Consider the following 14,698-nt stretch of genomic DNA (forward strand, 5'->3'; position numbering starts at 1 on the left):
ATGGACAAAGAAACAGCGAAACACCGGGCAGAAGAATTGCGCCGCACCATCGATCAGTACAGTTATGAATATTACACCTTAGATGAACCGAGCGTGCCGGATTCCGAGTACGACAGACTGATGCAGGAGCTGATTGCCATAGAGGAAGAGCACCCGGAGCTCAGAACGCCTGATTCGCCCACACAGCGGGTCGGGGGAGCGGTGCTTGAATCGTTTCAAAAGGTGCAGCACGGCACGCCGATGCTCAGTCTCGGCAACGCATTTAACGATGATGATCTCCGCGATTTTGACCGCCGCGTCCGTCAGGCTGTCGGTGACGGCGTCGCTTATAATGTGGAGCTGAAAATAGACGGTCTTGCTGTTTCTCTCCGTTATGAAGACGGCTATTTCGTCAGAGGCGCGACAAGAGGAGACGGAACGACGGGCGAAGATATCACGGAAAACTTAAAAACGATCCGCAACATTCCGCTGAAAATGAAACGGAATCTTTCCATAGAAGTGCGCGGAGAGGCGTACATGCCGAAACAGTCATTTGAAGCCCTCAATGAAGAAAGGCTGAAACATGAAGAGGAGCCGTTCGCCAATCCCCGGAACGCGGCTGCGGGCTCACTCAGACAGCTCGATCCGAAAATTGCAGCGAAACGAAATCTTGACATCTTCGTCTACAGTATAGCGGAGCTTGACGAAATGGGTGTGGAAACACAGAGTCAGGGCCTGGATTTTCTGGATGAGCTCGGTTTTAAAACAAACCAGGAACGGAAAAAATGCGCCACGATAGATGAAGTCATTGAAATGATCGAAGAGCTGCAGGCGAAGCGGGCCGATCTCCCGTATGAAATTGACGGAATCGTCATCAAAGTCGATTCGCTCGACCAGCAGGAAGAGCTCGGGTATACGGCAAAAAGCCCGCGCTGGGCGATTGCTTATAAATTCCCGGCGGAAGAGGTCGTAACAAAACTTCTCGATATCGAACTGAATGTCGGAAGAACGGGCGTCATTACGCCGACCGCCGTTCTGGAACCGGTAAAAGTCGCGGGAACGACGGTCTCAAGAGCATCCCTTCATAACGAAGATTTAATTAAAGAGAAGGATATCCGCATTCTCGATAAAGTGGTCGTCAAAAAAGCGGGCGACATCATCCCTGAGGTCGTCAATGTCTTAATCGAACAGCGGACCGGGGAAGAAAAAGAATTCAATATGCCGACCAGCTGTCCTGAGTGCGAAAGCGAGCTAGTGCGCATCGAAGGAGAAGTCGCGCTGCGCTGCATCAATCCGGAATGTCCGGCGCAGATCAGAGAAGGCCTGATTCACTTTGTCTCACGCAACGCGATGAATATTGACGGACTCGGAGAACGTGTCATCACACAGCTTTTCCGTGAACATCTCGTCCGTAATGTCGCTGATTTGTATAAGCTGACGAAAGAGCAGGTCATCCGGCTTGAGCGGATGGGGGAAAAATCAACTGACAATCTGATCAGCTCCATCCAAAAGTCTAAAGAGAATTCGCTGGAACGCCTGCTGTTCGGTCTCGGCATCCGTTTTATCGGCTCAAAAGCGGCCAAAACACTCGCCATGCATTTTGAAAGCCTGGAAAATCTGAAACAAGCCACGGAAGAAGAGCTGCTTGCGGTAGATGAAATCGGCGAAAAGATGGCCGATGCCGTTGTCACCTATTTCTGTAAAGAAGAAATGCTTGAGCTATTGAATGAACTTGAGGAACTCGGTGTGAACACACTCTACAAAGGCCCGAAAAAAGTAAAAGCGGAGGACAGCGACTCTTATTTTGCCGGCAAAACCATCGTGTTAACCGGAAAGCTTGAAGAGCTGTCCAGAAATGAAGCCAAGGCGCAGATTGAAGCGCTCGGCGGAAAGCTGACGGGATCTGTCAGCAAAAAAACAGACTTGCTGATTGCCGGAGAAGCGGCCGGAAGCAAGCTGACAAAAGCGAAGGAATTAAACATTGAAGTATGGAATGAAGCACAGCTATTGGGAGAGCTAAAGAAATAAGAGGAGTGTTTTCTATTGAAAAAGATGTTGGCATTGGCGGCGACGGCAACGGCGGCAGTACTCATGCTGTCGGCCTGTTCGCCGAGTTTCGGGGGGAACAAAGAGGAAGAGATCACGCAGAAAACGGCAAAGTCTTCTGAAAAAGCGATCATACCGAAATATAATATCTCTGATTCCTACTATAAAATGGTGCTTCCGTTTAAGGCCGGAAAAGCGCGCGGCCTGACCGCGGACCGGCTGAACACGAGGCTGGACATCGATGAATTCGAGACGGGTCTGATGCGGCTCGCTCAAGACACGTTCCCGACGGATGACTATTTGTATCAGGAAGGCCAGTATTTAGATGAGGACACGGTACTCAGCTGGCTTGACCGCAAAAAAGAGGGCAGTGATCTGAAAAAGGCGAAAAAGGCAGATGCCAATTTTCAGAATCTCGGCTTAAACCCGGTGCTGCCAAGCTCGGGATCGGCAAAAGAGAAAAATGAAAACAGCCCGATTTACTTAGCGTCTATGCTTGAACAGGATTACTTAGTAAGAAAAGATAAAAATTCCATCCAGCTTGGCGGTGTCATGATCGGTCTCGCTCTCAACTCTGTTTACTATTACCGCGAAAACACAGGTGATCCGCAGCAGGAAGTTGAGCTCAGCGACAAAACGATCCGCAGCCACGGTGAAGAAATCGCCCAGGAAGTCGTTAACCGCCTTCGGAAAATGGATAACCTGAAAAATGTGCCGATTACCGTCGCCCTTTATAAACAAGCGCCGAAAACATCAATCGTACCGGGGAATTACATTGCGAAAACAGAAGTCAAGGCCGGCTCATCCACCATTTCAAACTGGGATGATGTCAAAGAAAAGTACGTCTTCTATCCGGCGGATACAGACACGGCAAAGAAATACCCTGATGATTCCGAAGTGTTTAAACGCTTCAAAAACGCCATCGACAGCTACTTCCCGAATTACACCGGAGTCGTCGGAACGGCAATGTACGAAAACGATGAAATGAGAAAAATGAAGATTGAAATCCCGATGCAATTTTACGGGAAAAGCGAAGTTATCGCCTTTACCCAATACTTAACAGGTGAGCTGATGGATTATTATTCAAAAAGCTCAGTTGATGTCGAAATTAACATTACCTCGTCTGACGGACAGGAAGCGCTGATCGTCCGCAATGCGGGTGACAAAGAACCGACCGTCCATATTTACGATTAATCAAGATGCCCTTGTTCATTTCTGTATGAGCAAGGGTTTTTTTATTGTGAATATCGTTGGAGCGAGGAATGAGGTATGTTAAGATATTTGTATAATTAGGAATTAACAGGAAAACACATTTCATTCTAAGCGGATGTTACGAATCTGCTGTGAGAAAAGAAGGGCAGGAATGTTGATGAATGACATTTGCTGAGTACACACACCGCCTACAAACGTTATGAAAAGGGTGAATCAGCATGCATAAAGATATTAAAGCGATTTTTGAGGAAGATAAGGTGCTCGCTGAAGCAGGTGAAATATACGGCTTTACCAAGTTTCAATTTATCGCGGACGCAGAAAACTACGTATATGAAATTGTGAAAGATAACGAACCTTATATCTTAAAAATTACGCATACGATCAGAAGAACACCGGAATATATTCTCGGAGAAATGGAATGGCTTCATCATCTGGCAAAGGGCGGGCTTTCAGCAGCGAAACCGATTCCTTCATTAAATGGCAAAGATGTCGAAGAAGTGCCGGATGGAAAAGGCGGAGCATTTTTAGTAAGAGTCTATGAAAAAGCGCCCGGACGCAAAGTGGAGCAATCAGACTGGAACGGGACTCTGTTTTACGAGCTTGGGAAGTACACGGGGAACATGCACCGGCTGACGAAAAGCTACCGTCTGAGCGATCCGGCATACAAAAGGCAGGAATGGGATGAAGAGGAGCAGCTGAAGCTGAGAAAATACGTGCCCGCAGATCAGTATCTCGTATTTGAGCGGGCGGATGCTCTAATGGAAAAACTGCGCCGTTTGCCGAAGAACCCTGAAAACTACGGCCTTGTGCACGCCGATCTGCACCACGGCAATTTCAATTGGGACAACGGAAAAATCACTGCATTTGATTTTGATGATACCGGCTACAATTGGTTTGTGAATGATATCAGTATTCTGCTGTACAACATGTTGTGGTATCCGGTCATCCCGTATGAAGACAAGGCCGCGTTTACGGGTGAATTCATGACTCACTTTATGAAAGGCTACAGGGAAGAAAATGACCTTGACCCCGCCTGGCTTGAACACATCCCGGATTTTCTCCGGCTGCGCCATATGCTGATCTACGGATTATTGCATCAGGCGTTTGACCTCAATGCACTCGGGGACGAGGAACTTGAGATGCTGAAAGCCTTCAGGCGCGATATCGAAAACGAAACCCCGATTACGGAGTATAACTTTTCTGCATTCGTATAAATAGAAAAACGCCGGCTGAATCCAGCCCGGCGTTTTTTTATAGCGTATCACACTTCACTCCGACGACACCTTGAATTTCTTTAATATCATAATAGACGTCAGTGGTGTAGCGGTTTTTGTGAACACTGACTTTCACTTCCATAATCGGAAATTCTTTTTCGTGCAGATCATCAATCCGGACGGAGTGAATGCGGAGCTGTTTGCTTTTCATTTCCTTTAAAATCTCGGTCATTTTGTCTTTATCGGAAAGAGACATTCTCACGCGGATATCCTTTTCCTTCAAGCGGTTGGGACCGATTTTTCTGATCAGCCACGGAAGAAATTCGACACTGATCAGGATAAACAAGAGGCTTGCGAACGCCTCTTTATAAAAGCCGGCGCCTGTAGCCAGACCGAGCCCGGCTGCGCCCCAGATGATAGCCGATGTCGTCAGGCCGGAAATGACGTCATTGCTTTTGCGCAGGATCACGCCCGCACCGATAAAACCGACGCCGGAAATGATTTGGGCGGGAAGGCGGAGCGGATCCATCATGATACGGTAATATTTTGGGAAATGATATGCCGCATTAATGCTGACGATCGTCAGCATACAGGAGCTGACGGCGATGACGATACAGGTTTTCAGTCCGAGCGGTTTGTTTTTCAGCTCGCGTTCAAGACCGATGATCATGCCGATCAGCGTGGCAATGCCCAGCTTTAATAAAATGTCTGGTTCGATAGGCCAGCTCAATTTGCACAGCACCTCCGCAATTTTTCTTATAATAAATTGATATGATTTTCTCACAGTATTTATAGCAGGACAAGTGCGGAAGAAAAAAGCCGTCAGGGATAAAATCTGACGGCTTTTTGTCTATTTCTTGTTTTTCAAAAGAGCTTCCATCCGGCTGAACAGCTGATAAGAAGCATCGGCCGGTTTTTTGGTCAGCAGGCTGACGGCAATACCGGCAATCAGACTGAGGAAGAACCCCGGAATGATTTCGTATACGCCGGTTGAAGCGGCAAGCCCTGTCGTGATCCAGATTAAAACGGCCGCGGCCCCTGTAATCATCGCCGCAAGCGCTCCCCATTCATTCATCCGTTTCCAGTACAGACTGAGCAAGAGCGCCGGGCCGATAGCCGAACCGAAGCCTGCCCACGCATATCCGACCAGATCAAGAATGGTGCTGTTCGGATTCATGGAAAGCAGGATGGCGATAACGGCCACGATCAATACCGACAGGCGTCCGGTCATGACCAATTCTTTATCGCTCGCTTCCCGTCTGAAAAAGGCGCGGTATAAATCTTCCGTAATGGCGCTTGCCGTTACGAGAAGCTGTGAGGAAATGGAACTCATGATCGCCGCTAAAATTGCGGACAGCAAGAAGCCCGTAATCAGCGGATGGAACAAGATTTTAGAAAAAATAATGAAAATCGTTTCCGGATCTTTTACGGAGACCCCGAAGTGATGAGAATACGCAACCCCGATAATCCCGGTAAGCAATGAACCGACAACTGAAATAACCATCCAGCTCATCCCGATTCTGCGGGCGGGTTTTAAATCTTTCACTTCTTTAATCGCCATAAATCGTACGATGATATGAGGCTGGCCGTAATAGCCGAGTCCCCATGCCAAATAAGAAATAATGCTAATGACGCTCGCGCCTTTAAAGATATCCAATAGTTTCGGGTTAACGGCGTTGATCGAATCAATCGTCGTTGAAACGCTCCCGAGCTGGGTAAAAGCAACGATCGGCACAAGCACTAATGCCGCAAACATGATCGCTCCCTGTACAAAGTCAGTCAGACTGACAGCGAGGAAACCGCCAAACAGCGTGTAAAGCACAACAACACCGGCCGTTAAAAACAAACCGAATTTGTAGTCGGCGCCGAATGCCGATTCAAATAACCTGCCTCCGGATACCATCCCGGACGATGTGTACAGTGTGAAAAAGATCATAATAATCACGGCGGAAACAATTTTCAGCAATGATGACGAGTGGCGGAACCGTTTATCGAAAAAATCGGGAATCGTAATCGCATCATCCGCAACTTCCGTGTAAGCGCGCAGCCTCGGAGCAAGCAGCAGATAATTTGAATACGCGCCGATCGTCAAACCGAGCGCCAGCCATAAGGTCGATAACCCCGTTGCGAACATTGCGCCGGGAACTCCCATCAGCATCCATGCGCTCATATCGGCCGCACCTGCGGACAGCGCCGTTACGAACGGGCCTAGTCCTCTTCCGCCCAGCATGTAATCATTAATATTCGTTGTCTTCCTGAATGCGTACCAGCCGATTAACAGCATGGCAGCAAAGTAAATGCCAAGAGATATAATTAATTCAATACTCACGTTTTTGGACCCTCTCTTCTTTCATGTAAATGTTGCATCACCTCTGTAGATTAGTAGTGCCGGAATATGCGCCGGCGATCCAGCCTTTAGTCATCATTCCATGCGGATCGCATGATTTAGTGCTGGCTATGGTTACTAAACCTAACAAAGTATCCCCGATCAATCAACTCTCGAAACCTGGCCCGCTCAAGGAAAAAATCCCCGCCAACATAGAACAGCTTAGAGATGAAAACGCTACCAATAAATTATAAAAGTAAAAATTTTCTGACATATAATTCGTTTCTCTTTCTCCCCGATTTAGGATAAAATAGAGAGGGTTTCATCATGCCTCAGAAGGCGGCGTTTTGTTGCTTTAGAGGGCTCATTTTTGATATGATCAGTATTATATGACGAAACGGAGAATTATGCGGAGGTGGATCTTATGTCACGAATTTCTATAGAAGAAGTAAAGCATGTCGCTCATTTGGCGAGACTCGCCATTACGGATGAAGAAGCTGAAATGTTCACAGAACAGCTTGACAGCATCATCTCGTTTGCCGAGGAGCTTAATGAAGTGGACACGGATAACGTGGAACCGACAACACACGTGCTGAAAATGAAAAACGTAATGAGAGAAGATGAAGCGGGTAAAGGCCTTCCGGTCGAGGATGTCATGAAAAATGCTCCCGATCATAAAGACGGCTATGTCCGTGTGCCATCTATTCTGGATTAAAGGAGGGAGACAGTATGTCATTATTTGATCACAAAATCACAGAACTGAAACAAATGATACATAAAAAAGAAATCAAGATTTCCGATCTTGTTGATGAATCTTACAAACGGATCGCATCCGTGGATGATAAGGTGCAGGCGTTTTTACAGCTTGATGAAGAAAGAGCCCGCGCTTACGCGAAAGAACTTGACGAAGCGGTTGACGGACGGTCTGAACACGGTCTTCTCTTCGGAATGCCGATCGGCGTCAAAGACAACATCGTGACCAAAGGGCTTCGCACAACATGCTCAAGCAAAATCCTCGAAAACTTCGATCCGATTTACGATGCGACGGTCGTGGAGCGCCTTCAAGCCGCTGAAGCCGTCACGATCGGAAAGCTGAATATGGACGAGTTCGCAATGGGTTCTTCTACTGAAAACTCCGCGTACAAAGCGACGAAAAACCCTTGGAATCTCAATACGGTTCCCGGCGGATCAAGCGGCGGTTCCGCAGCTGCGGTTGCCGCGGGCGAAGTGCCGTTTTCACTCGGATCTGATACGGGCGGCTCCATCCGCCAGCCGGCTTCTTTCTGCGGCGTCGTCGGATTAAAGCCTACATACGGACGCGTGTCGCGTTACGGTTTGGTCGCTTTTGCGTCTTCACTGGACCAGATCGGGCCGATCACAAGAACCGTAGAAGATAACGCATTCCTGCTTCAGGCGATTTCAGGCCCGGACAAAATGGACTCTACGAGCGCCAATGTCGAAGTGCCGGATTTTCTTTCTTCATTAACTGGCGATATTAAAGGCTTAAAAATCGCCGTACCGAAAGAATATCTCGGAGAAGGCGTCGGCAAAGAAGCGAAAGAATCGGTTTTAGCCGCTTTAAAAGTGCTTGAAGACCTCGGAGCGACATGGGAAGAAGTATCTCTGCCGCACAGCAAATACGCGCTTGCGACGTATTATCTGCTGTCTTCTTCCGAAGCGTCTGCAAACCTTGCGCGCTTTGACGGCATCCGCTACGGCTACCGCTCAGACAATGCGGACAACCTGATCGACCTTTATAAACAGACACGCTCTGAAGGATTCGGTAATGAAGTGAAGCGCCGCATCATGCTCGGCACCTTCGCGCTCAGCTCCGGCTACTATGATGCATATTACAAAAAAGCGCAAAAAGTGCGCACGCTTATTAAGAAAGATTTTGAAGACGTATTTGAGAAATACGATGTCATCGTCGGACCGACAACGCCGACACCGGCATTCAAAATCGGCGAAAAAACCAGCGATCCGCTCACAATGTACGCCAACGATATTTTAACGATTCCTGTCAACCTCGCGGGAGTGCCGGGAATCAGCGTGCCGTGCGGATTTGCGGACGGACTGCCGCTCGGATTGCAAATCATCGGAAAACACTTCGATGAAGGCACTGTATACCGCGTCGCTCATGCTTTTGAGCAGGCAACAGATCATCATAAAGCGAAACCTGAACTGTAAGGGGTGAAATGAAGTGAACTTTGAAACGGTAATCGGACTTGAAGTCCATGTGGAATTAAAAACAAAATCTAAAATTTTCTCAAGCTCACCGACGCCATTCGGCGCGGAAGCGAATACCCAAACGAGCGTCATCGACCTCGGCTATCCCGGCGTGCTGCCCGTTTTGAACAAAGAAGCGGTCGAATTCGCGATGAAAGCCGCAATGGCTTTGAACTGCGAAATCGCAACGGATACGAAGTTTGACCGGAAAAACTATTTCTATCCGGACAACCCGAAGGCATATCAAATTTCTCAATTTGACAAGCCGATCGGCGAAAACGGCTGGATCGAAATCGAAGTCGGCGGAAAAACGAAAAAAATCGGCATTACCCGTCTTCACCTTGAAGAAGATGCGGGAAAACTGACGCATACGGGCGACGGCTATTCCCTCGTTGACTTCAACCGCCAAGGCACGCCGCTTGTCGAGATTGTATCTGAGCCGGATATCCGCACACCGGAGGAAGCTTACGCATATCTCGAAAAGCTGAAATCAATTATCCAATACACAGGCGTTTCCGACTGTAAAATGGAAGAAGGTTCACTGCGTTGTGACGCCAACATTTCCCTCCGTCCGATCGGCCAGGAGAAATTCGGCACAAAAACGGAGCTGAAAAACCTGAACTCCTTCGCGTTCGTCCAAAAAGGACTTGAGCATGAAGAAAAACGCCAAGAGCAGGTGCTTCTGTCAGGCGGAGTCATTCAGCAGGAGACGCGCCGCTACGATGAAGCGACGAAAAAAACCATTTTGATGCGTGTCAAAGAAGGTTCAGACGACTATCGCTATTTCCCTGAGCCTGACCTTGTCGAGCTCTACATTGATGACGAATGGAAAGAACGCGTAAGAGCAACCATTCCTGAGCTTCCGGACGAGCGCCGCAAGCGTTATATCGAAGAGCTCGGTCTGCCTGCTTATGACGCAATGGTTCTGACGCTGACGAAAGAAATGGCTGATTTCTTCGAAGAAACGGTCAATAAAGGCGCAGAAGCCAAGCAGGCATCAAACTGGCTGATGGGTGAAGTCTCAGCTTACCTGAACGCCGAACAAAAAGAGCTTGAGGATGTCGCACTGACTCCTGAAGGCCTTGCCGGCATGATTAAGCTGATTGAAAAAGGAACCATCTCGTCCAAAATCGCGAAGAAAGTCTTTAAAGAATTAATTGAAAAAGGCGGCGACGCAGAAAAAATCGTCAAAGAAAAAGGCCTCGTGCAGATTTCTGACGAAAGCGTGCTTCTGAAGCTGGTTACAGATGCGCTTGACAGCAACCCGCAGTCAATTGAAGACTTCAAAAACGGAAAAGACCGCGCGATCGGCTTCCTTGTCGGGCAGATTATGAAAGCCTCAAAAGGACAAGCCAACCCGCCGATGGTCAACAAGATCTTACTTGAAGAAATCAAAAAACGATAAAAAAAGCAGCCGCCTCTAAGGGCGCTGCTGACGCGGAGACCGGTAAGCGCCGGTCTCTTTTTTTATAAGCTGAAATAGGTTTCAATGGAAGCCCGCAGCGTTTCAATCTGCTCATTTCCGCTGCCTGCCAGGTTGGACAGCATTCCTTTAATAATCGGTTTCCGCGGCTCTTCCTTTGCACATTCCTCTTCAATGACTTCAAGCGATACGAGGACGTCCTCAGGCAGCCCCTGCTGTGCTTTTATCTTTTGAATATCCGCAAGCAGCCTTTCTCTGTCCGCCGCGGGCTGAGTGAAGATATCCTCAGGCAGCAGCGGATCGGGATTGTCTTTTATCAGTCCCGTAATCAGATCATCTATTCTGGCAATCAGAAAGGCCGCCACGTTTTCCGTCCGGAATGCCGTATGTTCATTAAAAATCAAGAAATGAATATAGGAGCTCACAATTCCTTGCGCCATAATGGACGCATCCGCTAAAAACGGTGTGACGGCATCTCCGTAAACGGAGAGCAACGCATCCCGATACAGCATGTTAGTTTGAATATTGGCCTCATGAAAATACTGTTTGACCTTTTGATTTTCAGGAATGACCTTTTCGCTCAGCAAGAGAATGATAAAGTCTTTGTGCTCCATAAATTCCTGGAATTGATAAGCGATTTGTTTTCGGAATACGTCCTTAGGCGGTTTATGCTGATGTTCTGTTTTGATTTTCTTTATTTCTTCCATAGACATGCCGATGTAATACTCACATGCTGAGAGCAAAAGGTCTTCTTTTGATTTGAAATGGAGATAGAAGGCTCCTTTTGAAATTTCGCATTCACCGGCGATTTCCTGAATGGTTGTTGAAGAAAACCCTTTTTTGGCAAATAAATGGATGCCTGTTTTTATGATTTTCTCTTTTTTTTCGTTCATGACGTGCTTCCCCTTAATCCTGAAAAATTTAGAAAAATTTACTGCTTTATTAGTTGACGATGTTGAGTTATACCGTTTAGTATTATATAGAATGACCAGTCAGTCAATAAAAATTAACGGAGGACATGATGAACCACATTATTAACTTTGTACTGAAAAACAAATTCGCAGTTTGGCTGATGACGATTATCGTTACTGTAGCAGGGCTGTATGCCGGTCTGAATATGAAGCAGGAATCCATACCGGACGTCAACATGCCTTACCTTTCAGTAAATACGACTTATCCCGGAGCTGCTCCGAGTCAAGTTGCGGATGACGTGACAAAACCGATCGAGCAGGCGGTGCAGAATTTAGAAGGAGTGAACGTCGTAACGTCCACATCCTCTGAAAATGTCTCATCGGTTATGATTGAATATGATTACAACAAGGATATGGACAAGGCGAAAACCGAAGTCTCTGAAGCGCTGGACAGTGTCAGTCTTCCTGACGACGCGAAAAAACCTGACATTTCCCGTTACAGCCTCAACTCTTTCCCGATTTTGACGCTCAGTGTGACAAGCGGCAAAAGCTCGCTTGAAGACCTGACCAAAAATGTGGAAAACAATCTCGTTCCTAAGCTTGAAGGCATCCAGGGCGTTGCGTCCGTGCAAGTTTCCGGACAGCAGGAAGAGCAAGTGGAATTTTCTTTCAAAGACAAAAAAATGAAAGAGTACGGACTTGATGAAGATACCGTCAAGAAAGTGATCCAAGGCTCTGACGTCAATACGCCGCTTGGATTGTACACGTTCGGCAACAAAGAAAAATCAGTTGTGGTTAACGGAAATATTACGTCAATTAAAGATCTGAAAGATATGAGAATTCCGGTTACATCTTCTTCTGCCGCTCAAGGTCAAGCGGGCGGAGCAAGTGCGGCATCTGCGGCGGACGCTCAGGCTATGCAGCAGGCACAGCAAAGCGCGGCAGCAGGGGTGCCGACAGTCAAGCTTTCTGACATTGCCGACATTAAAGATGTGAAAAAAGCTGAATCCATTTCCCGCACGAACGGAAAGGACAGCATCGGAATTAATATCGTAAAAGCCAATGACGCCAACACGGTAGAAGTGGCCGATGCGATTAAAGATGAACTGAATCAATACAAAAAAGACCACAAAGGGTTCAAGTACAGCTCGACTCTTGATATGGCAGAGCCGATTACAGAGTCGGTGGATACGATGTTAAGCAAAGCGATTTTCGGCGCGATCTTTGCGGTCGTGATCATTCTCTTATTCTTAAGAGATATTAAATCAACGATGATTTCTATCATTTCCATCCCGCTGTCACTGCTGATTGCGCTTCTTGTGCTGAATCAGCTTGATGTCACATTAAACATAATGACGCTCGGTGCGATGACGGTCGCTATCGGACGGGTAGTCGACGACTCGATTGTCGTGATCGAAAACATTTACCGCCGCATGAGGCTGAAAGATGAACCTTTACGCGGGAAGCAATTGGTCCGTGAAGCGACGAAAGAAATGTTTAAACCGATCATGTCATCAACGATCGTAACCATTGCCGTATTCCTGCCGCTTGCCATGGTCGGCGGACAGATCGGCGAACTGTTTATGCCGTTTGCATTAACAATCGTCTTCGCGCTTGCCGCATCGCTGGTGATTTCGATCACACTGGTGCCGATGCTTGCGCACAGCTTATTCAAAAAATCGCTCACAGGCGCGCCTGTTAAAGCGAAAGAGCATAAGCCGGGCAGATTGGCCAATTTCTATAAAAAAGTGCTGAATTGGTCATTAAGACATAAATGGATTACATCTATCATCGCGGTTCTGATGCTTGTCGGCAGTTTGTTCCTCGTACCTCTGATCGGCGCGAGCTACCTGCCTGAGCAAGCGGACAAAACGATACAGCTCACATACACTCCTGAACCGGGCGAAACGAAAAGCGAAGCTGAAAAAGCTGCGCAAAAAGCGGAAGACATGCTGCTTAAACGCAAACATGTCGATACCGTTCAGTATTCATTAGGCTCGCAAAGTCCGCTCGGCGGAAGCTCAAACGGCGCATTGTTCTACGTGAAATACGAGGATGACACGCCTGATTTTGACAAAGAAAAAGACAATGTCTTAAAAGAAATCAAAAAAACATCCAGCCGCGGCGAATGGAAATCACAAAATTTCAGTTCGTCAGGCAACAACAACGAATTAACGTACTATGTGTACGGAGATTCAGAGTCTGATATTAAAGGCACGGTCAAAGACATCGAAAGCATCATGAAAAAGCAGAAGGATCTGAAAGACGTCAACTCAGGCCTTTCCAGCACATATGATGAGTACACGTTCACCGCTGACCAGGAGAAACTCAGCAAGCAGGGCCTGACGGCTTCGCAAATCTCCCAAGCCCTGATGTCCCAAACGTCACAGTCTCCTTTGACAACGGTGAAAAAGGACGGCAAAGAGCTTGACGTCAACATCAAAACAGAAAAAGACCAGTATAAGAGTGTAAAAGAATTAGAGGATAAAACCATCACATCGCCTGCAGGCCAAGAAGTAAAAATCGGCGATGTGGCGAAAGTGAAAAATGGCACGACATCCGATACCATTTCCAAACGCGACGGCAAAGTGTACGCTGACGTAACGGCAACCGTCACTTCTGACAACGTCACGAAGGTGTCATCAGCCGTTCAAAAGAAAGTTGACAAACTGGATAAGCCGGACAATGTATCCATTGATACCGGCGGTGTATCAGCGGATATTGCTGATTCCTTTACGAAACTCGGGTTAGCGATGCTTGCCGCAATCGCCATCGTATACCTCGTTCTTGTGATCACGTTCGGCGGAGCATTAGCGCCGTTTGCGATTCTGTTCTCGCTTCCGTTTACAGTCATCGGCGCATTAGCCGGCCTGTATGTATCCGGAGAGACGATCAGTCTGAATGCCATGATCGGTATGCTGATGCTGATCGGAATCGTCGTCACAAACGCGATTGTCTTAATTGACCGCGTCATCCATAAAGAAGCGGAAGGCTTATCGACGAGAGAAGCGCTCCTGGAAGCCGGCTCTACGAGATTGCGTCCGATTCTGATGACGGCGATCGCGACAATCGGCGCCCTGCTTCCATTGGCATTGGGCTTCGAAGGCGGAAGCCAGGTCATTTCTAAAGGACTCGGTGTCACCGTTATCGGCGGTTTAATCAGTTCGACTCTGCTTACCCTTCTGATTGTGCCGATCGTATATGAAGTATTGGCGAAATTCCGTAAGAAAAAACCTGGAACGGAAGAAGAGTAAGACAGCGGGCCTTGGCTCCTTAAACGGAGCCGGGGCCTTTTTTCTTCTGGGAATTCCTGTACATATTGTTGCGATTTTCTCAAGTCATAGTATAATTAAAGGTTGTT

10 protein-coding genes are annotated in these 14,698 nt (G+C 47.5%); 7 read left to right on the plus strand and 3 right to left on the minus strand.

Annotation, left to right across the window (positions count from 1 at the left end; genetic code table 11):
• The 3 genes from ligA to J6600_RS03465 all read left to right on the plus strand — a co-directional run bounded on the left by ligA (window position 1) and on the right by J6600_RS03465 (window position 4,451).
• Window positions 1–2,007 carry an NAD-dependent DNA ligase LigA gene (ligA, locus tag J6600_RS03455; RefSeq protein ID WP_209388318.1) on the plus strand — a complete coding sequence of 669 codons (2,007 nt, stop codon included), beginning with the start codon at window positions 1–3 and terminating at the stop codon, window positions 2,005–2,007.
• A gap of 15 nt (window positions 2,008–2,022) precedes the next feature.
• Complete coding sequence (locus tag J6600_RS03460) at window positions 2,023–3,219, plus strand: CamS family sex pheromone protein (protein ID WP_014417115.1); 1,197 nt, start codon at window positions 2,023–2,025, stop codon at window positions 3,217–3,219.
• A gap of 236 nt (window positions 3,220–3,455) precedes the next feature.
• A complete protein-coding gene (locus J6600_RS03465) occupies window positions 3,456–4,451 on the plus strand; it encodes a phosphotransferase enzyme family protein (RefSeq protein WP_209387968.1) in 996 nt (331 codons plus the stop codon).
• A gap of 37 nt (window positions 4,452–4,488) precedes the next feature.
• Here the strand turns inward: J6600_RS03465 and J6600_RS03470 are convergent, their stop codons facing one another.
• Together J6600_RS03470 and putP are read right to left on the minus strand one after the other, a co-directional pair.
• Window positions 4,489–5,181, minus strand: a complete 693-nt coding sequence (locus tag J6600_RS03470; protein ID WP_014417117.1) for an MgtC/SapB family protein — start codon at window positions 5,179–5,181, stop codon at window positions 4,489–4,491.
• A 120-nt stretch (window positions 5,182–5,301) separates the two neighbouring features.
• A complete protein-coding gene (gene putP / locus J6600_RS03475) occupies window positions 5,302–6,780 on the minus strand; it encodes a sodium/proline symporter PutP (protein ID WP_007408914.1) in 1,479 nt (492 codons plus the stop codon).
• Window positions 6,781–7,201: 421 nt separating this feature from the next.
• Between putP and gatC the strand changes: the two genes are divergently transcribed.
• Genes gatC through gatB form a run of 3 tightly spaced genes read left to right on the plus strand, consistent with a single transcriptional unit; the run spans window position 7,202 to window position 10,408 of the window.
• Window positions 7,202–7,492, plus strand: coding sequence for an Asp-tRNA(Asn)/Glu-tRNA(Gln) amidotransferase subunit GatC (gatC, locus tag J6600_RS03480; protein ID WP_003155732.1), 291 nt, complete (start codon window positions 7,202–7,204; stop codon window positions 7,490–7,492).
• Between the two features lie 14 nt (window positions 7,493–7,506).
• On the plus strand, window positions 7,507–8,964 hold the full coding sequence (gene gatA / locus J6600_RS03485; RefSeq protein ID WP_014417119.1) for an Asp-tRNA(Asn)/Glu-tRNA(Gln) amidotransferase subunit GatA: 1,458 nt from the start codon (window positions 7,507–7,509) through the stop codon (window positions 8,962–8,964).
• Window positions 8,965–8,977: 13 nt separating this feature from the next.
• The gene (gene gatB, locus J6600_RS03490; RefSeq protein ID WP_003155730.1) at window positions 8,978–10,408 is read left to right on the plus strand and encodes an Asp-tRNA(Asn)/Glu-tRNA(Gln) amidotransferase subunit GatB; all 1,431 of its coding nucleotides are present in this window, start codon (window positions 8,978–8,980) and stop codon (window positions 10,406–10,408) included.
• Window positions 10,409–10,470: 62 nt separating this feature from the next.
• Here the strand turns inward: gatB and J6600_RS03495 are convergent, their stop codons facing one another.
• Window positions 10,471–11,319: a TetR/AcrR family transcriptional regulator gene (locus J6600_RS03495; RefSeq protein ID WP_209387969.1), complete on the minus strand. Its 849-nt coding sequence runs from the start codon at window positions 11,317–11,319 to the stop codon at window positions 10,471–10,473.
• Window positions 11,320–11,447: 128 nt separating this feature from the next.
• Between J6600_RS03495 and J6600_RS03500 the strand changes: the two genes are divergently transcribed.
• Window positions 11,448–14,591 (plus strand): efflux RND transporter permease subunit, encoded by a 3,144-nt coding sequence (locus J6600_RS03500; RefSeq protein ID WP_209388319.1) that lies wholly within the window; start codon window positions 11,448–11,450, stop codon window positions 14,589–14,591.
• The last annotated feature ends 107 nt before the right edge of the window (window positions 14,592–14,698 follow it).

This window comes from Bacillus sp. LJBV19, from assembly GCF_017797845.1.
In the GTDB taxonomy this organism is placed as follows: Bacteria; Bacillota; Bacilli; order Bacillales; family Bacillaceae; genus Bacillus; species Bacillus velezensis.